This window comes from Alcaligenes sp. GCM10023179, from assembly GCF_042653705.1.
Lineage (GTDB): Bacteria > Pseudomonadota > Gammaproteobacteria > Burkholderiales > Burkholderiaceae_B > Alcaligenes > Alcaligenes phenolicus.
Genome location: NZ_JBHSIQ010000001.1, coordinates 406,045 through 429,216 on the forward strand (window position 1 = coordinate 406,045; position 23,172 = coordinate 429,216).

Genomic DNA, 23,172 nt, shown 5'->3' on the forward strand with positions numbered 1-23,172 from the left:
AAGCTTCAGTTTTCGCCTGTTTCACGAGATCGTTATGTTTTCCCGTTATTTAGCCCCTGGCCTTCTTGCTCTATCCGTCTCCTTCTCCGCACAGGCTGCCGAGCAAGCGCTGGAGATCGGCTATTTGCCCATCATGCCTGCCGCTCAATTGTTCGTGGGCTTAGGGTCTGGCGACTTATTGCCAGAGGGACAAGCGGAACCCAAGCTGGTTCAGTTTCAAAGCGGTCCAGCGCTGACTCAGGCCTTGATCGCCGGTCAGCTGGATGTTGCCTATGTAGGTATTGGCCCCGCTTTGGTGGCCAAGGCTAAAGAGGCCGACGTTAAAGTTGTCGCCTCCAATATTGTGGAACAGGTCAGTGTGGTCGCTATTGGTGAACTGGCTGCTTATCTTGATGCCGACCAGCCTGATTTCGCAGCGGCTGTGGCCAAGTTCACTCAAGAGAAAGGTCACAAGCCCAAGGTTGCCAGCTACCCCAAAGGCGCTGTGCCAGAGGCTGCCTTGCAGTACTGGCTGCGCAATATGCTGAAAGTAGACCCGAATGTGGTCGAGGTGATCTACCAGGGCGAGGCCCAGATTCAACAGGCCTTGAGCAATCACGCTGTTGATGCCGCCGCCATTCTGGAACCTACGGTTAGCCAAATTCTGCAGCGCCAGCCCGATGCCAAGATTGTGGCTCACGGTGGGGAGTTGTTCCCCAATGAGCCAGGCTCGGTACTGCTGGTGCGTGAAGGCTTGATCAAATCCAATCCTGATCTGGTTCAGCATTTGGTGAATGCCCACCTGCGTGCCACTGCCATGTTGCGCGACGAGCCAGCCAAGGCAACACCTTATGTGCAGAAGTATGTAGGCGGTGGCCGCTTGCCTAAAGAGATTGTGCAAGCCGCTATCGAGCGCTCGCGTGATCAGTTCCAGCCTGATCCTCACAAGATTATTGATGGCACGGTTCAGCTGCAGGATTTCCAGGTTTCTTTAGGCACGCTGGCGACCAAGCTGGATGATGTTCAAAGCCTGTTTGACGTTCGCTTTTATGAAAAGGCAGCACCGTAATGAGCGTTGCGAAACAAGCAAGTTTGCCCGCCGCAGCACCCGCAACTGCGGGTGCCCTGGTTGATGCCTTGTGGCGTCGCGGTCTGGAGCGGATTGTTTACGGCGTAGCCGGTCTGGCCTTGTTTATCCTGGTGTGGCATCTGGCTTATGTCTATGGCTGGGCTCCGCGCGGTACGCTGCCTGATCCATTGAGCTTGCCCTCGGCTTTGTTCCAGGAGATTGAAGCCGGTCGTCTTTGGCCGGCTGCTCAGTCCAGCCTGGTGCATTATTTCTGGGGCTTGGGCATCGGCACTTTCCTGGGTATTGCTTTTGGTCTGGCGGCGGCAACGATCCATCGCTTTGATTTACTGCAAGCTTACTTGGTTCGCTTGCTGCGTCCTATCCCGCCCTTGGCGTGGGTGGTGTTTGCCATTGCCTGGTTCAAGGTCAGCCACACTGGTGCAGCCTTTGTGATTGCAATCGGTGTGTTCTGGCTGAATTACTTTGCCACTTACAGTGCGGTGCGTTCGGTCGATCCCCGCTATTACGAATTGGCTGCGGCTTTCGGGCATAACTCCTATTTCGCTCGCGCCTGGACGGTAGTGTTGCCAGCGATCAGCCCCGGCTTGTTGAGTGGTGTGCGTGCTGGTATTGGTCAAGCCTGGATGACGTTGATTGCGGCCGAGTTGCTGGGCGTGCCTGGCATGGGTCAGGAAATGAATGCCGCGGCGGGTGTGGGTGCTTACGATGCGGTTGTGGTCTATATGTTGATCATCTCGGTGGTCTACACCTTGTGCGATATGCTTTTTCTGGCTTTCAACAAATGGGTACTTCAGTGGCAGCCTTGATTCAGTTCCAGGGGTTTGGTTTTCAGTACCCCGGTGCGCCTGCACCTGTGATCCGCGATGTGAATCTGGAAGTTCAGGCAGGGCATTTTGTGGCGATTGTAGGTGGTTCGGGTGTAGGCAAGAGCACCTTGTTGCGTGCGGCAGCCGGTTTGAGCCAGCCTAGCTTCGGACATCTGCGTTCCAACCTGCAAGATAGTCCTGGCCGTCGTGCCAATGCCTTCGTGTTTCAGGACAGTCGTCTGTTGCCTTGGCGACGTATTGCTTCCAACGTGGCTTATGGTCTGGAAGGGTTGGGCTTATCGCGTGAAGAGCGTGATCAGCGTGTGGATGCCGCCTTGAATCAGGTGGGTTTGGCGCATCTGAAAGACCGCTGGCCGCATCAACTGTCGGGTGGTCAGGTACAGCGTGTTGGCATTGCCCGTGCCTTGGCTGTGCAGCCGGATTTGTTGTTGATGGATGAACCTTTTTCTGCCGTGGATGCCTTGACTCGTCAGGCCTTGCAGGATGAGCTGGTTCAAGTGTGGCAGCGTAGTTCAGCAGCAGTTCTGTTTGTGACGCACGACATTGACGAAGCGGTCTTTTTGGCCGATACCATTATCGTTCTGGGTGGCAGCCCGGCTGGTGTCAGCGCCCGGATAGAGGTAGACCTGCCACGTCCGCGAGATCGCACTACACCTCGTTTTGGGGAGTTGGTGAAAGAGGTTGGTCAGGCCTTGTAATTACGTCTGCCATTGCATCAAGAAGAACGGCCCATGGAGTGGGCCGTTTCTGTTGCCTACTCTTGTTTGCTGGTTCTGCATGGGTATGCTCAGAGACAAAACAATCAGGCCCTGTGCTCACTTCTACCTTGTGCGCTTTACACTACTTGTTTGACGCCTAAGCACATGACAAGGAGAGGACATGAAGCACCCGGTAAATGCATTCAAGCAGGCTTTGCGGCAGGGCAAGTCCCAGATTGGTTTGTGGCATGGCTTGGCCAGCCCGTATGTGGCGGACCTCTGTGCAGGCCTGGGCTATGACTGGATCTTGCTGGATGGCGAGCATGTTCCCAATACGGTACAGACTTTGTTGGCGCAGTTGCAGGCCGTATCGGCCCATCCTATTGCGCCGATTGTGCGTCCCAGCTGGAATGACCCTGTGCAGATCAAGCTGCTGCTGGATATGGGGGCTCAGAACCTTTTAATTCCCATGGTGCAAAACGCGGAGCAGGCCAAAGCGGCTGTTGCCGCGACACGGTATCCTCCGCATGGCATTCGAGGGGTGGGGGCAGCCTTGGCGCGTGCTGCTCGCTGGGGGGCGACCACGGACTATGTGGCGCGAGCCAATCAGGAAATGTGCGTGATTTGTCAGGTGGAAACGCGTGAGGCGCTGGAGAACCTGGACGAGATTCTGGCGGTGGAGGGCGTGGACGGTATTTTCATCGGCCCGGCGGATTTGGCGGCCAGTATGGGGTATTTGACCGAACCCGGGCATCCAGACGTTTTGTCAGCGATTGAGGACGCGATCGTGCGTATCAGCAAGGCGGGTAAGGCTCCCGGAATCTTGCAGGCCAATGTCGAGGCAGCGCATCACTATTTGTCCTTGGGGGCCTTGTTTGTGGCCGTAGGCGTGGACGCGGTTTTGTTGCGGCAGGCGGCAACGGCTTTGTTGGGTCAATTCAAGGACGAGGTTGATGTGCTCGTTGCTCAGCCCGGCGCCGCTTACTAAAGCTTGTTAGATCGCCAGACGTCTTGCGGATAGCTGCTCCGCCTCAGTTATGTTGTAAAGGCCGGGCCTGCTTATTAGACGATATGACCTTGGCCGTAGCACCGGCTAAGGTCGGCTTTCTTAAGCGCCGCTCTCGAGCAGGAAGCTCAGCAAGCTTTCTGCGCTCGGTTGCAGGTCACTGCGGCGGCGCACACCGATCAGAATTTCTCGCTGGCTCCATTCTTCGTCCAGCTCAATCACACGGGTATTGGGGATCTGATAAATGCTGGCGCTCTTGCGTGGCAAGATGCCTATACCCATGCCTGCATTAATCAGCAAACACATGGCGTCGTAGCCAGAAACCTCGGTGCGGATACGCACCGAGCGGTTGGCTTCCATGGCGATTTTGGTGATCTGGTAATGCAGCTGCGTGCCGGTCAGCAGCGTGATCTGCTCATGCTCCAGCGTTTGCTCGAAACGGACTTTGTCATGCTGAGCCAAGGGGTGATTGATAGGCACCAGCACGACCAGCTTGTCACTGCGAAATGGGTAAGCTTCGATATCGGCTGCGTAAGGCAGGCGGGTAAAGACACCCAGGTCGGCTTTGCCCTCTGCCAGAGCCCGAATAATGTCCAGGCTGGTTTGTTCTTCCAGTTGCAGGGGAATCGCGGGGTGCAGACGTCCAAATTCGCCCAGAGGCTCGGCCAGAAACTGGGAGATAGCCGATGTATTGGCCAGGATATGTACCAGCCCTTGCTGGCCTTGCGAAAACGCTTGAAGGCGTGTCTCGATCTCTTGCGCACTGTTGAGCAAGGCACGTGAGCGGTACAGCAGCTCCAGGCCCGCCGCAGTTGGGCTGACACCTTTGTTCGTACGCAGCAGCAGGGTGGTGTTCAGAGACTGTTCCAGATCCGCAATCCGGCGGCTGACCGCGGCGGCAGCAATATGCTCACGCTCTGCCGCTTGGCTGATCGTGCCTTCTTCCAGGATGCGGACAAACAGTTTGAGGGTTAGAAGGTCCAGTTTCATGCAGGCATCATATCGCTTTTTTTTGATTATCTGCATCTGGGCTGACGGTGGCAGCGGAGAGAGTCATCGCTCTAAGCTCTATGGCTATTTCGCGTCGTGTCTACGCCATATCTCCATACGGATGTAGTAGCAGAGGGTGTTATCAGCCTGTATCGAGGGCGAACGACCGGCCATGGCTTGGCGTTTGTTTATGAGTCGCTACAACTGCGGTTTTTACGGTACGCATTGAGGATGTCTAAGCATAAAAAAAAGCCCCGCCGACAGTATGTCGGCAGGGCTTTGTACCGCTAAGCCTGTTGGATCAGGCTTGTGGCTTGGCGCCAGACAGGATGTGGCCAGCGTTAGGAACGCGGGTTTCCAGACCCAGGGTCTTGAGCATTTGGTACACGGTGCAAACAGCGGCGGACAGAACGGGCTTGCCGATCTGGTCTTGGGCGCGCTGGATAGCAGGCAGGGAAGGCATCTGCACGCAAGCGGACAGAATAACTGCGTCCACGCCGTCGTGGTTCAGGCGCTTGACGTGCTCCAGCAGGTTCTCTGGATTCAACAGGCCCACTTCCAGGTTGTCCGACACTTCCAGGCTGATGGAGTCTTGAACTTCGATGCCTTCAGCTTCGATGTAGTCAGCCACGCGCTTGGTCAGCGGCTTCATGTAAGGGGTGATGATGGAGACTTTCTTGTAGCCGAATTCTTTCAGCGTATCGACCAGGGCACCGGCCGAGCTCAGCACAGGAATTTCCACGCCGTTGTCTTTTACAGTGTTTTGCAAACGCTCTTGCGACACGCGGTGGTAGCCGTCGCCTTGGGCCATGATGGCAACCAGGCAAGCGTAGGCCATCACGCTCATGCGGGCGTCGCTCAGCTCAACAGCGCAGCGATCGCTGGCGATGTCCATGGCTTTCAGCTCTTCGGGGTTTACGTGCATCATGCGCATGCGCGAGGAGTGGAAGGTGAAGCGCTCTTCAGGAAACTCGGCGTAACGAGCCTGCAACATGGCAGGAATCTCGGTTTCCATGGTGGTGTTGGAGCTGGGAACGATCTGACCGATGCGGTAGGTTTTCATAGGGATCTGTCTCTGAAGGTGGTTTTTAGATTGACGCCTTCATTCTAGGACCCGTTTTCTTCCTTGCAAATCAATCATCTGTCAACGTGCCATCGCCAACGGCGATGGCAGGAGTGGCAGGGATCAGGACAGTCCGGATTGCCAGCGTTGAGTGGCCTCGCATATTTTCCGGAGGCTTTTTAAGCGACAGCTGACTGCATGGTGTGTGACAAAGAGGAACCCGGTGTACGCCTGTTTTTCTTAGCCTATGCGTTTCAAGGCCGTTTTGTAGTGGCCACCGCGTTGGGCGTAAACACTGGCGTTTTGACGTAGCTTGGCAATGTCCTCATCGCTCAGGGTACGTACGGCTTTGGCGGGCGATCCGATGATCAGGCTGCGCTCCGGGAACACTTTGCCTTCAGTGACCAATGCGCCAGCACCAACTAGGCTATCGCGGCCGATGACAGCACCGTTCAGCACCACAGCCTGAATGCCGATCAATGAGCCTTCACCGATGGTACAGCCGTGCAGCATGGCCTGGTGGCCGATGGTGACGTGGTCGCCAATATTCAGGGGATAGCCGGGGTCGGTGTGCAGTACGGCACCTTCTTGTACGTTCGAGCCTACGCCTACGGTAATGGTTTCGTTGTCACCACGGATAACGGCACCGGGCCAGACACTGCTGTGCTCTTTCAATACGACCTTGCCAATCAGGGTGGCCTCTGCGGCAACAAAGCTGCTGTCATGGATTTGTGGGCTGTGTTCGTCTAGTTGATAGATAGGCATAACAATGTACAAAAATCAGAAGTCGAAGAGGGAGGCGGAATATAGCCAGCCTGGATAGGATTCACTGCGCTGGGTATAGGTGAGCTTTGGGGTGGAAGAGCAAAGATCATAATGCCTGGCGTATTGGAACGCTGGCAAGACAGCACCTGCGGAGGCGTCATTAATGATCTGGCCAAGGCAGAAAAAGGGCTGATGGTTCAAATGGGCTGTCAGATCCTGACCACGATAGTAAATATAGCCCGGTACGTCACCCAGTATTTCTTTTGGGGCGGAGGGAGCGAACATATAGTCGTCGTTCATTTCCCCCGTTCGTATGAAGAAATCATCTGGAAAGACATTTTCTTGGTGGAAAAAACGGGTCAAGGCTGGCTTGTGGTCTCCAACAAGCATAATAAGGGAGTCCGGATGGTCGGCAAGAAGTCGCTCGGCAAAATCAGCCGCATCACGCAGGCTTTGAGTCAGTTTCTCTTGATAGTGCTGCTCGCCATGGTCGCCATCACGTGGGTAATAGGCCCCATGTGTATAAACGGTTGTGATGAACTGAAAGTTTGGCCGGTCACTGTTTTGCTGCTCTTGGCTGGCGGCCTTGAAAAGAATTCCATCATTGGCCCAGATCGGGCCGTTGTAATCCATGTCTTCCAGGGCGACAAACCGTCGGAACCCAAGTTTGGGATTAACAATGTGCCGGTTCCAGAAGGCCGCATTGTGATTGTGCAGTGAAACGCTGGCGTAACCTGCTTGCTCAAGGCTACGGGGCCAGCTCCAGGCCTGCGAAGAGAGCAGCTCTGTATATTCCTGGTAAATGATGCCATTTAAAGCACCATTGGCGGGCAGTCCGGTAAGGAGTTCAAATGCTGAGTTGACAGTCCCGCCTCCATACACGGGAGCAATGGCGCGAAAGGCTTGAAAGCCTATTGTTTCCAAGGGGGTGAAGGCCTCTTTGAAGTGCTGCTCATCATGCCAGCATGCCTCACAGAGAATCACAATGATGTTTGAGGGGGGAGCTGATGTGCCAGCACTGGATTCTTTCAAAATATCAAATTGCGCCCGTTCTTCGGTCGAGGGCTTCGGGGGCATGCGGCGTTGGCTTGTTTGAACTAAATGGGTAAGCAGGCCATTTTTTCTAATATTCCTGGGCCAGTCCCACACGACATAGTTGATGTCTTGGCGTGTTAATGCAAACTGCGCTAGGTGGCTTAACGGTGTATCTATGCGATTCAAGTAGGGGTGCAGGGACAGCACAGAGAAAAGGGTGGCCAGCACAATCCCTGTCTTTTTTAAGCGTGCTGTTCGATCAAGCCGCAGCAGTAGCACAAGCCCGGCAATGACTAGTAATGCATAGATTATGTGGGACTGGCTTATGTAGTGCGGCACAACTGACAGATTGTCAGTGCGAGTGATATCTGTCCAACTAAGCGGTTCGGTCGTCAGCGCCTGCTTGGTGTTACTGACTTCTGTCAGCAATAAGGAGACCCCTGCCGTCAGGGCCCCTGCGACCGTACAGGGTAGAACTACCCGCAGCAGAAAGTAGAGCGCAAATAGTGGGGCCATGGAGAGGGCCAGCGCAAGCCATCGATATTGGCCTGCCTCATCCAGAAAGAGAAAATCCAGATGGTCCTGCAAAAGATAGTGCTGGAAGCACCCCAGCGCGATAACAACAACAAGATCAATGAGTCGTGTTCTTATCATGTCGTAAGCGAATAGCCCGGCTCGAGGGCCGGGCTATTGTCAAATGAACGTAGGGACGTTCGAGCTTAGCTTGTTTCTCCAAACAAGTCATATTCACTGGAATCCGTAATACGCACGCGCACCATTTGACCGGGTTCCAGTTTTTGTTCGCTGGTGATGAAGACGTTGCCGTCAATTTCGGGAGCGTCGGCGCTGGAGCGGCCAACGGCATCGCCGTCTTCGTCGATCTCATCAATCAGCACGTCCATTTCGCGGCCCACTTTGGCAGCCAGGCGAGCGGTGGAGATGGCTTGCTGATGTTCCATGAAGCGTTCCCAGCGCTCTTGCTTGACTTCGTCAGGGACGATGCCGTCGAGCTTGTTGGCAGGGGCGCCTTCCACGGGGGAGTACTGGAAACAGCCGACGCGATCCAGTTGGGCCTCGGTCATCCAGTCCAGCAGGTATTGGAAGTCTTCCTCGGTTTCACCGGGGAAGCCCACGATGAAGGTGGAGCGGATGGTCAGATCCGGGCAGTCCTGACGCCATTGCTTGATGCGAGACAGGGTGCGGTCTTCAAACGCAGGGCGCTTCATGGCGCGCAGCACGGAAGGACTGGCGTGCTGGAAGGGGATATCCAGGTACGGCAGCACTTTGCCCTCGGCCATCAGGGGAATGATGTTGTCCACATGCGGGTAGGGGTAGACGTAATGCAGGCGCACCCAGGCCCCCAGTTCGGACAGGGCGGCGCTCAGATCCAGCATGCTGCTCTTGACGGGGCGACCATTCCAGAAGCCGGTACGCTGGCGGATGTCCACGCCGTAGGCGCTGGTGTCCTGCGAGATCACCAGCAGCTCTTTGACACCTGCCTTGACCAGACGCTCGGCTTCGCCCAGTACATCACCGACAGGACGGCTGACGAGCTTGCCGCGCATGGACGGGATAATACAGAAGCTGCAGCTGTGGTTACAGCCTTCGGAAATCTTCAGGTAGGCGTAGTGACGCGGGGTCAGCTTGATGCCTTGTGGCGGTACCAGATCAATATAGGGATTGTGGTCCAGCGAGGGTGGGGCGGCTTCACGCACGGCGCGCAGTACCTGCTCGTATTGCTGGGGGCCGCTGACGGACAGCACCGAGGGGTGTACGTCGCGAATCAATCCTTCGTCCACACCCATACAACCGGTGACAATGACGCGGCCGTTCTCAGCCAGTGCCTCGCCGATCGCTTCCAGCGATTCAGCCTTGGCGCTGTCGATAAAGCCACAGGTATTGACCACCACCACATCCGCATTGTCGTAGCTGGGGGTGATCTGATAGCCGTCGGTACGCAGCTGGGTAAGAATTCGTTCGGAATCGACCAGGGCCTTGGGACAACCCAGGCTCACGAATCCGACTTTGGGGGCGCTCATAGAGGGTCCTTCTGGAGCTTGAGGGCTCGAAATTGGGAAATAGGCTTGATTTTACCGTCCCATGCCCGGATGCGTGCGTATCTTGTGCGTTTGAGCCCGGTTTATGCGGCAAATAGTGCTACAGTCGCAGTCATATTTTTCTTTTCTAGCGGTTGTTCTGTGTCCGACGCCCATCTTTCCCCCTCTTTGCCCCTGTCTGAAGTCATGTTGCTGAGTGCGCGCAATATTGAAGGCGTACTGGCAGGCAAGTCCCTGACTGAAAGCCTGGCTGCAACGCCAGCGCCAGCCCGTGCGGCGGTGCAGTCTGTCAGCTTCCATGTTTTGCGCCGTCTGGGCCATGCCCGTCAGATTCGTATCACGCTGGTGCCGCGCCAGCCCAGCAATACCTGGCTGGATGCCTTGCTGATGGTGTCGCTGGCCTTGCTGGATACAGCCATGCGTGTGCAAGAGGATGCCAAGGCTTTTGAGGACCGCCCGGATGTGCCGGTCTATGCCGTGCATACGGTGGTGGATCAGGCTGTGCGTGCGGCTGATAGCCAGGCTGCGCTGCGTCTGTCCAAGGGGCTGGTGAACGGGGTGCTGCGTCGCTTTACGCGCGAGCGCAAGATGATCCTGTCTCAGGTGGAGAGCCGTCCTGAAGCACGCTGGAATCATCCTGGCTGGTGGGTCAAGGAGTTGCGCCGTGCTTACCCGCGTGATTGGGAAGCGCTGTTGCAAGCGGCCAATCGTCCCGGTCCTTTGACCTTGCGCGTGAATCAGCGTCGTTGCTCGGTGGAGCGCTTGCAGGCGGTGCTGACGGAAGCCGGTATTGCGTCCAGCAGCCCCGGCACGGGTGCCGTTACCTTGGACAAGGCCATGCCGGTTCAGGCGATTCCTGGGTTTGATCTGGGCTGGTGGTCGGTGCAGGACTGGTCGGCTCAGCAAGCCGGTCTGCTTTTGCCGGTCAAGGATGGCATGCGCGTGCTGGATGCGTGCGCGGCCCCGGGTGGCAAGACCGCTCATTTGCTGGAGCAGGCGGATGTTTCCTTGTTGGCCCTGGACTCGGACGGCGAGCGTCTGGAGCGCGTAGGTCATAACCTGCGTCGTCTGGGCCTGGCCAGCGACAAGGTTCAATTGAAACGGGGCGATGCGGCTCGTCCTGCCCAGTGGTGGGATGGTCAGCCCTTTGATGCCATCCTGGCTGATGTGCCTTGTACCGCTTCGGGTATTGTGCGTCGTCACCCCGATATTCGCTGGTTGCGCCGCGAGTCGGACATTGCCGATACCGCACGTTTGCAAAGCTCTATACTGGATGCCTTGTGGTCCACATTGCAGCCCGGCGGGCATTTCCTGTATTCGACCTGCTCGATTTTCCCGGCTGAAGGGGAGCAACAGGTCGAGGCATTTTTGGCCCGTCATCCCGAGGCGCAGCTTTTGGACTCTCCTGGCCAGATTTTGCCCGGCGTTGCGGGACGATCGCTGGCAGATGGCGACGGTTTTTTCTACGCCTTATTTACGCGCCCGGTTTGACTTGTCACAATTAGGGCTCTGACTTTGTCCTTTTTGCGGTTAATCACGATGTGGCGCGTTTTTCTGTCTTTTCTGCTGATTTTCAACTGCGCGCTAAGCTCGGCCAATACCATTGTGCCGGTCGCTACGTCGGGAGAGCGGGTCGTCAAGGTCGAGCCCCATATTCGGGACGAAAAACTGTATATCGACGCGGATGTCGAGTTCGAGTTAAGTCCGGAATTGCGCACTGCTGCCGAGAAAGGGGTACCACTGTATTTCACGGTTGAAGTGGAATTGGCCAAACCCCGCTGGTACTGGTTTGACAAAAACGTTGTCAAAGAACAACAAACTTGGCGGGTCGTGTATAACGCCCTGACCCGTCAGTGGCGCGTGGGCACCGGGGACCTTTCTCTGCCCGAATCCTCCATGAACGATGCATTGGCCATGCTGCGGCATATTCGCGGCTGGGCCGTGGCCTATGTGGCTGATCTGGACCGCGACCAGGAATACCAGGGTCGTGTGCGTTTGCGCCTGGATACCTCTTTGCTGGCCCGTCCGTTTCAAGTGGACGCCATCAATAGTTCTGCCTGGACATTGGCTACTCCATGGAAAACCTTTTCCTTTTCCGTCTCCGTCGACGAGCCCCAACCTTGATACGTTGGATCTTGCGCACCGCTCTGTTCGGAGCGGGTGTCAGCGCGTTGGCGCTGTTTTCTCTTCTTGTCTGGTCTACGGGTAACGCTTCGCGCTATGCGCAGCAGTATGACTTGCTGCTGGTGCTCAACGGTGTACTGGCCGCCACGCTGATTTCCTGGGTGCTGTTGCTGACGATTCGTCTGTTCAGACAAATACGCCGGCGTCAGTTTGGTGCCCGCATGACGGCGCGCTTTGCCTTTTACTTCACCTTGATCGGCATTATTCCGGGGGCGCTGATCTACCTGCTCTCGGTTCAGTTCATGTCGCGCTCGATCGAGTCCTGGTTCAACGTGCGGGTGGATACGGCCCTGGAGTCGGGCTTGAGCCTGGGCCGTGCCGCCCTGGATTCGCAGCTCAATGAGCTGGAAGGTCGTGCCAATGAAATGGTGTCGGCACTGAACAAGGCGGATAGCGCGCAGTACAGCAGCTTGCTGATCTCCTTGCGTGAGAACAGCGGGGTGACGGAGGCAATGGTGTTTTCGGGCAATGGTCGTCTGATTGCCTTTTCCTCGGGCCGTTACGACACGCTGCTGCCTGATATGCCGCCCTCCAGCGTGATGAATCAGCTGCGTATTGCAGGCCGCTATTCGGCTGCCGAGGTGGATGATGATGCGCCTGTTCACGATAACGGCCTGGACGAAGGCGGGGTTCCCGCAGAGTCCACAGGTTTGCGTCTGCGCACGGTTCTACCATTGGCCGATCCCAATCGCTTTGCGGCAACCTTGAGTGGCACGGCAGACTCGCGCTGGCTGCAGGTCATTCAGCCTGTGCCGGACAAGATTGCACGCAATGCCAACCAGGTGCAGCAAGGTTTCCGGGATTATCAGGAGCTGGCTTTATCTCGTCAGGGCTTGCGCAAGCTCTACGGCATAACGTTGACGCTGGCCTTGATTCTGGCGGTGTTTACGGCTGTGGCGGCTGCCTTGGCCTTGTCGCGCCGCCTGACGCGTCCTTTGCTGACATTGGCTGCCGGTACGCAGGCGGTAGGGGTGGGGGATTACCGGGCTTTGCCTGAGCCACCTGCCAAAGATGAAGTAGGCCAGTTGACCCGCTCTTTCAATGCCATGACTCGGCAGCTGGATGAAGCGCGCCGCATGGTCGAGAAAAATCGTCTGCAGCTGGAACGCTCCAATATGTACCTGGAGTCCGTGCTCAGTAATCTGTCCAGTGGTGTACTGGCGTTTGACGAGATGTTCCGCGTCACCATGTTCAACCAGGGGGCGCAGCGTATTTTGCAGGTGGACTTGCGCTCCATTAAGGGGCGTCCGCTGGAAACGCTGGAAGGGGCCATGACCTTTGCCTCGGTGATACGTGAAGCCTTTTCCACGCATCAGGCCATGGGCTCGGATCATCCTTATTGGCAGCAGCAGTTTGAATTGGAAATGCAAGAAGGTAATGAAGCGCGTGATACTATCGTCACCGTTTTGGCCCGTGGTACCTTGCTGCGTGTAGATGGTCAGCCAACCGGGTATCTGGTGGTGTTTGACGATATTACCGACGTGATTTCCGCCAGCCGTCTGGTGGCCTGGAGCGAGGTGGCTCGACGCCTGGCACACGAGATCAAGAACCCGTTAACGCCTATTCAGTTGTCGGCCGAACGACTGGCCATGAAACTGGAGTCGCAGCTGGATGAAGTCCATGCTGCCATGTTGCTGCGCTATACCAATACCATCGTCAATCAGGTCAGTTCGCTCAAGAAGATGGTGGAAGATTTCCGAGAGTATGCTCGTAAACCGGCGACTCAGATGCAAGCTCTGAATCTGAACGAGCTGATTACCGAAGTGCTGACTTTATATGGTTGGGACCCGGAAGAAGGCATGGTCCGGGACGATGGTTATAGTGTGGCAATTGATGTGGAGCTGGACCCTGATTTGCCCATGGTTCAAGGCGACCCCACGCAGCTGCGGCAGGTTATCCATAATCTGCTGGCCAATGCTCGTGAAGCGGCTGCCCAGGATCAATCACTTGACCAGGCGCATGTATTTGTTAAAACCATGATTGCGGGCGTAGAAGGTTCCGGCTCTTCTGATGCGGTCAGTTTTGTGGTGTCAGATAACGGGCCAGGTTTTGATCCCCAGATGCTGGTGCGCGTTTTTGAACCTTACGTAACCACCAAGCCCACCGGCACGGGTCTGGGACTTGCTATAGTTAAGAAAATCATCGAGGAGCACGGCGGCAGAATCGATGTTTCCAATCGTCGTGAGGGGGGGGCTCGCATTTCCATCCTCTTTACCCGGCTTGCTGGCCAGCATATTCGTCTGGACTCTGGGCGGCGAGCAAACGATAATGCGTAAAAATCACGTAGGTGACGTTTTATGGCCAGAATTCTGGTAGTTGATGACGAAATCGGCATTCGGGAACTTTTGTCGGAAATTCTTTACGACGAAGGGCACACCGTGCAATTGGCAGAGAATGCCGCCCAGGCTCGCGAGGCACGCTTGCGGGGCCGCCCCGATCTGGTCTTGCTGGATATCTGGATGCCAGACACTGACGGTGTCAGCCTGCTCAAGGAGTGGGCTTCTCAAGGCTTGCTGGATATGCCAGTGGTCATGATGAGTGGTCACGCCACGGTGGATACCGCGGTGGAAGCAACCCGTATTGGTGCGGTGGACTTCCTGGAAAAACCCATCACCATGCAGCGCCTGCTAAAGACCGTCGCCTCGGGTCTGGAGCGTACCGTTGCACCCAAGGCGCTGGCAGCCGCTGCCCGCCCGGTGGTTCAAGGTGGTGATCGCCGCCCTGAAACCGCCACAATGGCTCCCGGTATGGCACCTGCCATGGCCGTCCCTGAAGTCGAGCAGGATGAGTCCCAGCTAGGCAGCATCTCGTTGGATCTGCCATTGCGTGAAGCCCGTGACGAGTTCGAGCGCATTTATTTTGAGTATCATCTGCGCCGCGAAAATCACAGCATGACGCGTGTGTCGGAGCGTACTGGTCTGGAACGCACCCACTTGTACCGCAAGCTTAAACAGCTGGGTATAGACTCGTCGCGCAAGCGTAACCAGTCTTGATACAGTAGTTACCAAATGCATGGCCAGCAAGCTTCTGGCCAGCTCTGGCGCTGCGGGTAAAAGCAGCCTGGGGGGGTTGGGATTGAGGCGGCCTTTTCAGGCCGCCTTGCCGTTTAGAGAGCGGCGACGGATGCCGCAGGCAGTGCTTGCAACTTGCTCACGGTATCCAGGCATGTACGGGCCGCTTCCTGGCCCTTGATTACAAAGTGACGGTGGAAGTAATCGTGGTGCTCTTTGCCATCATGGAAATGGTGAGGAGTCAGCACGACTGAAAACACCGGCACGTTGGTGCTGAGCTGGACTTGCATCAAGCCTTGAATCACTGCGGTAGCCACAAAGTCGTGGCGATAAATACCGCCATCAACCACCAGACCGGCAGCCACAACAGCGGCATATTGACCCGATTGGGCCAGACGTTGAGCATGCAGTGGGATTTCAAAGGCGCCGCCCACTTCAAAGAAGTCGATCAGGCTGCTGTCGTGGCCCATGGCTTTGATTTCGTCGATAAAACCCAGTCGGGCCTGATCCACAATGTCCTTGTGCCAGCAAGCTTGAATAAAGGCGATACGGGGAGCCAGAAGATTGGCTGGGGTAATACTGTTCATGTTGATTTCCTGTTTTATGACAACAAAAACAGGGCATGCAGGAAGCAGGATAGCTCAAGCCCATAGCAGGATGACTCCTGTACAGGTTATGAGGGTATCCCGTTCTCTCTTTATCCGGACTATACCGTCGGCCCCGGAATCACACCGGGTCTGCTGTCCCTGACACAAGGCCAGGCGCTCGCGGGCTAGGCTAGTGCCATTACCGCCGGTGGGGACTTGCACCCCGCCCTGAGAACGTAGTTGGCCGGGGAGGCCAACCGGACGAGTTTACCGCTAAACCGTTTTTTTGTCAGAGGCGGGAGCTGCTAGTGGCAGCAAGAGCCTCAGAGTGCAGGGTGCGCCGGGCAGGAACAGGGCCTGGCCACCGTGGCGCAGCATAATCTGGCGCACAATCGTCAGCCCCAGGCCTGCTCCTTTGCTGGCGCTGTCTTGCTTGTGAAAGCGCTCAAAGGCCAGATGAGCTGTTTGCGCATCCAAGGCTGCACCTTGATCGCTGATATCGATCGCGCATTGGTCTGGCTGTGGGTTATGCAAATGCAAGCTGACCGTGCCTTTGCCATGTGTTAGGGCATTGTCCAGTGCGTTGACAATGGCTTCGGACAGATCGGCCTCACAGGCTTGAACCGTATCGAGCGAACTATCATCGTGAAATTGGATCTCTCGATTGGCCTGCTCGAAAAGCGGCCATAAGTCTCCCATCACACGGCGGCACAACGGTGCCAGGGCTGTGTGGTCTGTTAGCTCCGTAGCCTGCTCCTGCTTGCGGGCCAGGCTGAGCCATTGGCTGACCAGACGCTGCAAGTGGGTAATATCCTCGCGCAGCAAATCCCAGTCCTGCTCGCTGTGGTGTTCAGCCGTTTGCAGACGCAAGGACATCACAGCTAATGGGGTGCGCAGTTGGTGCGCGGCATCTGCGACCAGTTGTTGTTCATGGTGATAGGCCTGCATCAGGCGGTCCAGACTTTGATTGACGGCCTGTGCCAAGGGGCGAATTTCTTTGGGCAGTTCAGTGACCGGCAAGCGCAGCTCGGGTTGAGCAGGGCCCAGCGTCGCAGCCAGATTTGCCGCTTGTCGTACCGGGCGCAAGGTCCAATGAATCAGCCAGGCGATCAACAACAGACCCAATGCACACACCGGCAGCCACAAAAGCAGTGAGCGCCACATGCGGGTTTGCAGCAAGGCTCCGATCAGCTCTCTTTCGCGCTGGTCTCGTTTGGCCACCATCAGGATTTCGCCACTGGGCAGCGTGACCGAAACCGAAACTACATAGCCACTGCGATGCTTCAGCCTGAACAAGGCCAGCTCGTCTTCGGGCTGAGCAGGGCGCAGGCGTCGTGGACTTGCCAGATTGGATGAGGCCTGGAGCAGCTCACCCTCGGCGCTGTACAGCGAATAGGACATTTCCCCACCGGCGTACTGACGCGGCAAGCTATCCAGTGATTCCGAGGGTTTAAAGTCGCGGGCAATTTCCTCGGCCTGCAAAAACAGGCTGATGCGGCGCAGCTCGTCGCGGGTATCGAACAAGGACAGGGCCAGAGCGCAAAAGCCCAAGGCCAGCATCAGCAGCAGGCTGATCAGTAATCGCCCGCGCAGACTGAAGGCGCGCCTGCTCACAGAGCGCGCAAGCGGTAGCCCACACCGCGCACCGTGTCGATGCAAACCAGGGCATTTTGCTCGCGCAGCTTGCGGCGTAGTTTGGAGATCAACGCTTCGATGGCATTCAGACTGATGTCGGTCTGGTTTTGATAGAGCTGCTCCAGCAAATAATCCTTGACCAGCAAACGGGGGCTGGCCTGCATCAGCTCCAGCAAGAGCAGGCTTTCCCGCCGTGGCAACATCAAGGCTTGGTCATTGACCCAGGCTTGTCGCACTTCAGGCTCGAATCGTAGATTCGCGATCACCAGTTGCTGGTAACGATGGGGCGCAGCCCGCCGCAGGATTGCGCCAAGGCGGGCCTCCAGCTCAAGCAGATCAAAGGGTTTGAGCAGATAGTCGTCCGCACCGCCACGCAGCCCTTGTATGCGATTGTGGACGGCATCGCGCGCACTCAAGATCAGGCAGGGCAGGCGCTGGCTGCGATCTGGGCGATGCAGCTGCGCCAGAACTTCCATGCCGTCCATATCGGGTAATCCCAGATCCAGAATCAGGGCATCAAAGCTATGTTCTTGCAGCAGGGCAAGACCAATCCGCCCCGTCGTAGCGGTGCGAATTGCATATCCCTGCCCTTGCAGATGGCTTGCCAACAGGCTCAACAAAGGCCGGTGGTCTTCAATAATCAGAATAGTTTTCATCAGACTACGGTCAGAAACCGGGCTCATGATAGTAGCAAATAGAAATGAGTTTGGTTCGTATTATAAATAATGGAAGAATTCTGATGAAAATGAGAACGGGCCTGCGTTGGCCCTTGGCCGCCTTATCCTTGGCGTGCATGTCCGCCTGGGCTCAGGAACGCAATGAAGTTGAGCAGTTAAGTGCAATCTCGGTGACCGCCTCGGGATTCGCTCAGGAAGTGGTGAGCGCACCAGCCTCTATCACCGTGATTCCGCGCGAGGAGCTGGAGGGGAAACGCTTTGAGTCTTTGGCCGATGCCTTGCGCCAGGTGCCGGGCGTCAGCATTTTAGGTGGCGACAAAGGGGCTATCTCGATTCGCGGCATGGAGTCCGAGCATGTGCTGGTCTTGATTGATGGTCGCCGCCAGGACATGCGTCAGATCACTATGAAGGGTGGGGTGTCTGAGGCTCTGGATATGAACTGGATTCCCCCGCTGGAAGCCATTGAGCGTATCGAAGTGGTGCGTGGCCCCATGTCGACCTTGTACGGCTCTGAGGCTTTGGGCGGGGTCATCAATATTGTGACGCGCAAAGTGGCCGACAAATGGCACGGCTCCTTGACCGGTGGCTATACCTTGCAGGACAGTGGTTCGGCTGGAAATAGCGGCTCGGCTGATTTGTACTTGTCTGGCCCCATCGTGCCGGGGCGCTTGGGCTTGCAGTTCTGGGGCTACCACAAGCAACGTCAGGAAGATCAGGTGTTGAATGGCTTTGCGCGTGCCAAACGTCAAAACGGTACGGTGCGTTTGTGGGCAACCCCCAATAACAATCATGAGTTCATGTTTGAAGCTGGCCGCACGACCCAGCATTTCTGGACCACCCCCGGCAAGTCATTGGCTTTGACGGGCAAGGCCAATGAAAACGAGTACGTGCGCGACAGCTATACGCTGGCCCATACGGGGCGTTGGGGCCGCTTTGATACGGAGCTAAGCCTGAACCGTGAACAAGCCTATCGCGATGGCCCCACTCAAAGCGCCCGCCCTGATCTTCGCAATACCGTGATTGATGGCAAGCTCACCCTGCCTTTAGCCGATCACATGCTGGTGGGTGGTTTTCAGTGGCGCAAAAGCGAGTTGAAGGCCGATGGCTACTACGCCAATCCGAATGGCGCAGGTGTGGATACTTCCGTGCGTGAATACTCCCTGTTCCTGGAAGATGAATGGAGCCTGAGCCCATCCTTCGCCCTGACCGGCGGCGTGCGTATGGACGACAACGAGTTCTATGGCCGTCACTGGACTCCCCGTTTGTACGGTGTCTGGAGTGCGACGGATGCCTGGACGCTGAAAGGCGGGATCGCCAAGGGTTTCAAGTCCCCGACCATCATGCAAAGCAATCCGCAAATCGGTTTGCCGCAGCGTGGCGGTGCTTATACCTGGGGCAATCCGGATCTGGAACCTGAGGTCAGCACCAACGTAGAACTGGGCTTGTACTTTGACGATGGCGGACCGTTGAGCGCCAACGCTACTTTGTTCCACACCCGCTACAAGAACAAGATCGCCAATACCGGCTCGCGTCAGCTGTACTACCCCGATGGCCGTCCTGTGCCACCGGACCCGTATACCAACAGCATGTATAGCACCTACTTCAATATCACTGAAGCACGGGTTCAAGGTCTGGAACTGGGCTTGGCCTATCGCTTTAACGAGCAATGGAAAGTGCGCGGCAGCTATACCTTTACGGACTCCAAGGTGCGTAATGGTAGCGCCACTATCCTGGGCTTTGGCTACCCGCAGTCTGAAGGACAGCCCTTGGTGGCGACCCCACGCAATATGGGCAGCCTGACCGTGGACTGGACGCCGAATGAAGCCGTGTCAGCCTTCTCGACCTTGAACGTGCGTGGTCGGGAAACCAATATTTCCTGGGGACAGGGCGGTGCTGTCAGCGAAAGCATGGGGACGATTGCTACGGTGGATCTGGGAGCCAGCTGGCGTGCCAGAAAAGATCTGAGCTTGAGCGCGGCCGTCTATAACCTGACCGATCGTCGTCGCGACTCGGGTACCAGCGGAGCCTATTCCTATGCGGAAGATGGCCGCCGCTTCTGGTTGCAGGCCGAATACCGCTTCTAAATGCGGTTTATTCCTGGGGTTTGGGGCGGCGGCTGATTGTGGAGATCGGCACGCTGACCTCGCCCTGGGTGCTGCGACGGCTACGAGCGCGCCAGGCGTGCCCGTACGCAATTTCCAGGCTCAAATGCAAGGTGCCGTCCATATGGCGCTGTTTCTCCAGCGCATTGAGCAGGCGTTGACGCCAGGGCAGGGTGCTCAGGCTGGCCTTGCGTTGTGGGTGCGGATTGCCGCCCAGTAGACGCAAATCATCCAGCAGTTTTTCAGCGCTGCGATACGTTAGCGTCACGACCTCCTGATCCATCACGGGATCAGCAAAACCGTTTTCCAGCAACAGATCGCCAAAGTCGTGCATGTCCACGAATTCCAGCGTTTGGGTGCCCAGATCCGCTTGCTCCATGGCACTGCGCAGCTCGGCAAAAGAGCCGGGACCCAGGCAGGAGAACATGACCAGCGTCTCGGGTTTCAGCAGGCGGTTCCATTCAGCCAGGACTCGATGCGGTTCTGGGTGCCAGTGCAGTGCCATGTTCGACCAGACCAGCTCCTGGCTTTCTGCGGGCAGGCCGCTATTGGCCATATCGGCCTGAACCCAGTTGGCAGCAGGGGTAGGTTGGTTGCGCAGTTTTTGCCACAGGCTGGGTTTGGATTGGTAGCGCTCGCGGGCAACCTCCAACAGCTTGGCGCTGCGATCCAGACCGGTGTAGTTCATATCCGGGTAGCGGGAACGCAAAGGCTCCAGCGCGTGGCTGGCACCACAGCCGGCATCCAGAATATGAGTGGGTTGCAAGCGCACCAAAGCCAGCCGGGACAACATCCGTTGGGCGACTTCACCATAAAGAAACTGAGCGTGATCCAGGGGAGCGCGGCGATTGAATTGCTGCTCGACGTGGGCGGAGTTGATTGGTAAAGAAGGTAACTGGGACATAGTTGCGCGGACGTTGCTGGCCTGGATCAGTGGCATGTGCTGTGATCGAATCAGCCTGGCTCTGAAAGGTAATGATCTATTATGGCGCATCCCCTGTTTCGGCGCGAGCCGACCCACCGTCTTGTAGGGATTCCACTGTTGGCACGGCCTTGTGTGCTGTGCGGATTGCGTTCGCAAAGTGGCGCACTGTGCCGCTTTTGCCGACACGCGCTGGCAACACCCGCCCAGGATTTGCGCTGCCCTCGTTGTGCTTTGGCCTTGCCGCCCTTGGCTTTACTGGCCTGCCCGGACTGCGGAGCAGGGCAGTTGTCCCTGCAAGCGACGGTTGCCGGATTCGATTATGAACATCCTGGCGATATGCTGATACATGCGTTTAAAATTTCCCGTCGGCTGGAAATGGCAGCGGTGTTGGCGGAACTGATGGTGCAGCAATGGCGTAGGCATGGGCCTGTGCTGAACGCTGCTTGCCGGGTCATTCCAGTGCCTTCGCAGCGTAAAGCCTTGCACCGGCGGGGCTTCAATCCGGCAGCGGTACTGGCCAGGCGCGTGGCACATGAATTGGGTTTGTCAGCACGTTTGCATATCGTCACGGCGCAGCTACGGCACGAGCAGGCCCAGAAGACCTTGGGGCGTCAGGCCCGCAGGCAGGCCATGCGGGGTGCTTTTAACCTGCGGGAGTCGCTACAAGGCTGTGATGTGCTGTTGGTCGATGATGTGCTGACCACAGGAGCCACTTTGGATGCCCTGGCACGGGCCTGCCGTTTGGCGGGCGCACAGTCTGTTTATGCCTTGGTCGCTGCACGAGCTCCCTGGAAATTGAAGGCATCCTAGCCCTGTATACTTCCTCGCTTGTTCGCGGCTTTTTCTGCACTTTTTAGGTTTTTCATGTTTCATATTGTCCTGGTTTCGCCCGAGATCCCTCCCAACACGGGTAACGTCATTCGACTGACAGCCAATACGGGCTGTGTCCTGCACTTGGTGCGGCCCCTGGGCTTTGAGCTTGAAGACAGCAAGCTGCGTCGTGCCGGGCTGGATTATCACGAGTGGGCGCAGGTGAAGGTGCACGACAGTCTGGAAGAAGCCCTCCAGGCCACTGGCTCCGCGCCGGATCGCGCGTTTGCCCTGACTACACGTGGTAGCCATTTGCTGGCTGAGCAAAGCTTTCAGCCGGGTGATGTATTTGTATTTGGCCGCGAAACCGCAGGCTTGTCTGCAGAACAACTGGCCTTGTTTCCCAATGAGCAGCGGATTCGTCTGCCCATGTTGGCGGGGCAACGCAGCTTGAACCTGTCCAATGCCGTGGCGATTTGTGTTTTTGATGCCTGGCGGCAAGCGGGTTACGAAGGTGGTGTTTAAGCTTGTGCAGAGACAGGCCGAAAGGGTGTAGTCCTGGGCGACGCCACATTTGTCATTGAACGGCGCGTATTTATTTTTTGGGTAATGGCTGCAAAGAAAACGGCCCTGCAAATTCAAGATTTGCAGGGCCGTTTTTTTCGATCGTGTCCTTACTCCAGCGACAGATTCAGGCGTTCAATCACCTCATCCCAACGAGCCTTGTCGGCAATGATCTTGTCCGTCATCTCCTGCGGGGTGGAAGGCTCGGACGAGAAGTAAAAGGCGTTGAGCTTGGCCTTGATGTCGTCGCGTTGCAGGATGGTGGTGATTTCCTGGTTCAGGCGTTTGACCACATCGTCCGAGGTATTGTGGGGCACAAAGAAGGCGTCCCAGGAAATCGCCTCGAAGTTTTCCAGACCGGCTTGCGCCATGGTGTCCAGACCGGGCAGCAATTCGCTGGGTTGCAAGGAGGTCACGGCCAGGGCTTTCACCTTGCCCGCTTCAACCTGGGGCATGGCAATGCCGGGCACCATGAAGGCGGCGTCAATGTCGCCACCAATAATGGCGGTCAGGATTTGTGGAAAGCCCGAGTAGGGGATTTGTTCCAGTTTGATATCAACCGCATGTTCCAGCATGGCCATGGCCAGGTGGGCCGAGCTGCCGGGGCCAACTGAGCCGTAGTTCAATTCGCCAGGACGAGATTTCGCCAGGGCAATGAACTCTTCCACCGTGTTGGCGGGCGAGTTGGCCGGCACGACCAGCACGTTGGGGCTGGTGCCAATCATGGAGATGGCCTGCAAGTCTTTCAGCGGGTCATAGCCCAGCGAGGTCTTGTACAGGGTGGGGGCGGTCACCATGGGACCATTGATGGTCAGCAGCAGGGTGTAGCCGTCGGGCTTGGCATGCGCCACAAAGCGCGTGCCGATATTGCCACCAGCACCAGGACGGTTATCAACAATGACAGTTTGGCCCAAAGCTTGGGACAGGGGCTCGGAAATGGCACGGGCCAGGGCGTCAGGCGAGGAGCCTGCTGGAAAGGGCACGACCATTTGAATCGGGCGCTCAGGCCAGCTGGATTGGGCCAGAGCCGATTGAGCCAGCAAACCAGTGCAGGCCAGCCCCAGGACGGAGCGGATCAGAAGATCACGAGAACGAGCAAGCAATGACATTGTTTTATTCTGAGTAAGAGACGGTTGACTGCAGTTCTGGCAGCGCGGGTGAAGTGCC

The 23,172-nt window shown here is 56.8% G+C and carries 21 protein-coding genes and 1 riboswitch; of the genes, 11 read left to right on the forward strand and 10 right to left on the reverse strand.

The genetic code is table 11. The annotated features are described in order from the left end of the window. The first annotated feature begins 34 nt into the window (after positions 1-34). The 4 genes from ACFPDR_RS01805 (at position 35) to hpaI (ending at position 3,582) form a co-directional block, all read left to right on the forward strand. Positions 35-1,048, forward strand: a complete 1,014-nt coding sequence (locus ACFPDR_RS01805; protein WP_254002316.1) for an ABC transporter substrate-binding protein — start codon at positions 35-37, stop codon at positions 1,046-1,048. Further along, entirely contained in the window at positions 1,048-1,875 is an 828-nt protein-coding gene (locus ACFPDR_RS01810) for an ABC transporter permease (protein ID WP_376910337.1), read from the forward strand. The genes ACFPDR_RS01805 and ACFPDR_RS01810 overlap by 1 nt, the downstream gene beginning before the upstream one ends. Continuing rightward, positions 1,851-2,594, forward strand: coding sequence for an ABC transporter ATP-binding protein (locus tag ACFPDR_RS01815; protein WP_226791389.1), 744 nt, complete (start codon positions 1,851-1,853; stop codon positions 2,592-2,594). The genes ACFPDR_RS01810 and ACFPDR_RS01815 overlap by 25 nt, the downstream gene beginning before the upstream one ends. Before the next feature lie 181 nt (positions 2,595-2,775). Beyond that, on the forward strand, positions 2,776-3,582 hold the full coding sequence (gene hpaI, locus ACFPDR_RS01820; protein WP_376910340.1) for a 4-hydroxy-2-oxoheptanedioate aldolase: 807 nt from the start codon (positions 2,776-2,778) through the stop codon (positions 3,580-3,582). A 120-nt stretch (positions 3,583-3,702) separates the two neighbouring features. Here hpaI and ACFPDR_RS01825 read toward each other — a convergent pair whose 3' ends face one another. The 5 genes from ACFPDR_RS01825 to rimO form a co-directional block, all read right to left on the reverse strand. Continuing rightward, positions 3,703-4,590, reverse strand: coding sequence for a LysR substrate-binding domain-containing protein (locus ACFPDR_RS01825; protein WP_009458583.1), 888 nt, complete (start codon positions 4,588-4,590; stop codon positions 3,703-3,705). Between the two features lie 301 nt (positions 4,591-4,891). Next, complete coding sequence (locus tag ACFPDR_RS01830; protein ID WP_009458584.1) at positions 4,892-5,653, reverse strand: aspartate/glutamate racemase family protein; 762 nt, start codon at positions 5,651-5,653, stop codon at positions 4,892-4,894. Between the two features lie 240 nt (positions 5,654-5,893). Next, positions 5,894-6,418, reverse strand: coding sequence for a gamma carbonic anhydrase family protein (locus tag ACFPDR_RS01835; protein WP_115634458.1), 525 nt, complete (start codon positions 6,416-6,418; stop codon positions 5,894-5,896). Positions 6,419-6,433: 15 nt separating this feature from the next. Then, positions 6,434-8,107, reverse strand: coding sequence for a sulfatase-like hydrolase/transferase (locus tag ACFPDR_RS01840; protein ID WP_371478203.1), 1,674 nt, complete (start codon positions 8,105-8,107; stop codon positions 6,434-6,436). 65 nt (positions 8,108-8,172) lie between these two features. Further along, on the reverse strand, positions 8,173-9,492 hold the full coding sequence (gene rimO, locus ACFPDR_RS01845) for a 30S ribosomal protein S12 methylthiotransferase RimO (protein WP_316988285.1): 1,320 nt from the start codon (positions 9,490-9,492) through the stop codon (positions 8,173-8,175). A gap of 204 nt (positions 9,493-9,696) precedes the next feature. On the opposite strand from rimO, the gene rsmB reads away from it, so the two are divergent. From rsmB to ACFPDR_RS01865, 4 genes are read left to right on the forward strand one after another with little or no spacing between them, the layout of a single operon-like run. Beyond that, positions 9,697-11,001 carry a 16S rRNA (cytosine(967)-C(5))-methyltransferase RsmB gene (gene rsmB, locus ACFPDR_RS01850; protein WP_063691673.1) on the forward strand — a complete coding sequence of 435 codons (1,305 nt, stop codon included), beginning with the start codon at positions 9,697-9,699 and terminating at the stop codon, positions 10,999-11,001. A gap of 48 nt (positions 11,002-11,049) precedes the next feature. Next, positions 11,050-11,634, forward strand: a complete 585-nt coding sequence (locus tag ACFPDR_RS01855; RefSeq protein WP_026483737.1) for a DUF4390 domain-containing protein — start codon at positions 11,050-11,052, stop codon at positions 11,632-11,634. Further along, entirely contained in the window at positions 11,634-13,970 is a 2,337-nt protein-coding gene (locus tag ACFPDR_RS01860; RefSeq protein WP_376911056.1) for a sensor histidine kinase, read from the forward strand. The genes ACFPDR_RS01855 and ACFPDR_RS01860 overlap by 1 nt, the downstream gene beginning before the upstream one ends. Positions 13,971-13,991: 21 nt before the next feature. Beyond that, on the forward strand, positions 13,992-14,687 hold the full coding sequence (locus ACFPDR_RS01865) for a response regulator (RefSeq protein ID WP_060185356.1): 696 nt from the start codon (positions 13,992-13,994) through the stop codon (positions 14,685-14,687). A gap of 113 nt (positions 14,688-14,800) precedes the next feature. Here the strand turns inward: ACFPDR_RS01865 and ACFPDR_RS01870 are convergent, their stop codons facing one another. The 3 genes from ACFPDR_RS01870 to ACFPDR_RS01880 all read right to left on the reverse strand — a co-directional run bounded on the left by ACFPDR_RS01870 (position 14,801) and on the right by ACFPDR_RS01880 (position 17,583). Continuing rightward, a complete protein-coding gene (locus tag ACFPDR_RS01870; RefSeq protein WP_376910345.1) occupies positions 14,801-15,292 on the reverse strand; it encodes a 6,7-dimethyl-8-ribityllumazine synthase in 492 nt (163 codons plus the stop codon). 97 nt (positions 15,293-15,389) lie between these two features. Beyond that, a riboswitch (FMN riboswitch) is annotated at positions 15,390-15,532 on the reverse strand. A 33-nt stretch (positions 15,533-15,565) separates the two neighbouring features. After that, positions 15,566-16,906: a HAMP domain-containing sensor histidine kinase gene (locus ACFPDR_RS01875; protein WP_376910348.1), complete on the reverse strand. Its 1,341-nt coding sequence runs from the start codon at positions 16,904-16,906 to the stop codon at positions 15,566-15,568. Further along, positions 16,903-17,583, reverse strand: coding sequence for a response regulator transcription factor (locus ACFPDR_RS01880; protein ID WP_376910350.1), 681 nt, complete (start codon positions 17,581-17,583; stop codon positions 16,903-16,905). The genes ACFPDR_RS01875 and ACFPDR_RS01880 overlap by 4 nt, the downstream gene beginning before the upstream one ends. Positions 17,584-17,666: 83 nt before the next feature. Here ACFPDR_RS01880 and ACFPDR_RS01885 point away from each other — a divergent pair, with 83 nt between their 5' ends. After that, positions 17,667-19,688 (forward strand): TonB-dependent receptor domain-containing protein, encoded by a 2,022-nt coding sequence (locus ACFPDR_RS01885; protein WP_137430624.1) that lies wholly within the window; start codon positions 17,667-17,669, stop codon positions 19,686-19,688. Positions 19,689-19,695: 7 nt separating this feature from the next. Here the strand turns inward: ACFPDR_RS01885 and ACFPDR_RS01890 are convergent, their stop codons facing one another. Then, positions 19,696-20,610: a methyltransferase domain-containing protein gene (locus ACFPDR_RS01890; protein WP_031232879.1), complete on the reverse strand. Its 915-nt coding sequence runs from the start codon at positions 20,608-20,610 to the stop codon at positions 19,696-19,698. Positions 20,611-20,691: 81 nt separating this feature from the next. On the opposite strand from ACFPDR_RS01890, the gene ACFPDR_RS01895 reads away from it, so the two are divergent. Both ACFPDR_RS01895 and ACFPDR_RS01900 read left to right on the forward strand, forming a co-directional pair. Then, entirely contained in the window at positions 20,692-21,441 is a 750-nt protein-coding gene (locus ACFPDR_RS01895; RefSeq protein WP_268379783.1) for a ComF family protein, read from the forward strand. Between the two features lie 54 nt (positions 21,442-21,495). Next, positions 21,496-21,966: a tRNA (cytidine(34)-2'-O)-methyltransferase gene (locus tag ACFPDR_RS01900; protein ID WP_376910353.1), complete on the forward strand. Its 471-nt coding sequence runs from the start codon at positions 21,496-21,498 to the stop codon at positions 21,964-21,966. 149 nt (positions 21,967-22,115) lie between these two features. On the opposite strand, the gene ACFPDR_RS01905 is transcribed toward ACFPDR_RS01900, so the two are convergent. Continuing rightward, positions 22,116-23,114, reverse strand: a complete 999-nt coding sequence (locus ACFPDR_RS01905; RefSeq protein WP_035270263.1) for a Bug family tripartite tricarboxylate transporter substrate binding protein — start codon at positions 23,112-23,114, stop codon at positions 22,116-22,118. Positions 23,115-23,172: the final 58 nt, after the last annotated feature.

Bases quoted from the DNA above. Each gene is read 5' to 3' on its own strand.
- ACFPDR_RS01805 (WP_254002316.1), top strand. From the start codon at position 35: ATGTTTTCCCGTTATTTAGCCCCTGGCCTTCTTGCTCTATCCGTCTCC.
- ACFPDR_RS01810 (WP_376910337.1), top strand. From the start codon at position 1,048: ATGAGCGTTGCGAAACAAGCAAGTTTGCCCGCCGCAGCACCCGCAACT.
- ACFPDR_RS01815 (WP_226791389.1), top strand. From the start codon at position 1,851: ATGGGTACTTCAGTGGCAGCCTTGATTCAGTTCCAGGGGTTTGGTTTT.
- hpaI (WP_376910340.1), top strand. From the start codon at position 2,776: ATGAAGCACCCGGTAAATGCATTCAAGCAGGCTTTGCGGCAGGGCAAG.
- ACFPDR_RS01825 (WP_009458583.1), bottom strand. From the start codon at position 4,590: ATGAAACTGGACCTTCTAACCCTCAAACTGTTTGTCCGCATCCTGGAA.
- ACFPDR_RS01830 (WP_009458584.1), bottom strand. From the start codon at position 5,653: ATGAAAACCTACCGCATCGGTCAGATCGTTCCCAGCTCCAACACCACC.
- ACFPDR_RS01835 (WP_115634458.1), bottom strand. From the start codon at position 6,418: ATGCCTATCTATCAACTAGACGAACACAGCCCACAAATCCATGACAGC.
- ACFPDR_RS01840 (WP_371478203.1), bottom strand. From the start codon at position 8,107: ATGATAAGAACACGACTCATTGATCTTGTTGTTGTTATCGCGCTGGGG.
- rimO (WP_316988285.1), bottom strand. From the start codon at position 9,492: ATGAGCGCCCCCAAAGTCGGATTCGTGAGCCTGGGTTGTCCCAAGGCC.
- rsmB (WP_063691673.1), top strand. From the start codon at position 9,697: ATGTTGCTGAGTGCGCGCAATATTGAAGGCGTACTGGCAGGCAAGTCC.
- ACFPDR_RS01855 (WP_026483737.1), top strand. From the start codon at position 11,050: ATGTGGCGCGTTTTTCTGTCTTTTCTGCTGATTTTCAACTGCGCGCTA.
- ACFPDR_RS01865 (WP_060185356.1), top strand. From the start codon at position 13,992: ATGGCCAGAATTCTGGTAGTTGATGACGAAATCGGCATTCGGGAACTT.
- ACFPDR_RS01870 (WP_376910345.1), bottom strand. From the start codon at position 15,292: ATGAACAGTATTACCCCAGCCAATCTTCTGGCTCCCCGTATCGCCTTT.
- ACFPDR_RS01880 (WP_376910350.1), bottom strand. From the start codon at position 17,583: ATGAAAACTATTCTGATTATTGAAGACCACCGGCCTTTGTTGAGCCTG.
- ACFPDR_RS01885 (WP_137430624.1), top strand. From the start codon at position 17,667: ATGAAAATGAGAACGGGCCTGCGTTGGCCCTTGGCCGCCTTATCCTTG.
- ACFPDR_RS01890 (WP_031232879.1), bottom strand. From the start codon at position 20,610: ATGTCCCAGTTACCTTCTTTACCAATCAACTCCGCCCACGTCGAGCAG.
- ACFPDR_RS01895 (WP_268379783.1), top strand. From the start codon at position 20,692: ATGGCGCATCCCCTGTTTCGGCGCGAGCCGACCCACCGTCTTGTAGGG.
- ACFPDR_RS01900 (WP_376910353.1), top strand. From the start codon at position 21,496: ATGTTTCATATTGTCCTGGTTTCGCCCGAGATCCCTCCCAACACGGGT.
- ACFPDR_RS01905 (WP_035270263.1), bottom strand. From the start codon at position 23,114: ATGTCATTGCTTGCTCGTTCTCGTGATCTTCTGATCCGCTCCGTCCTG.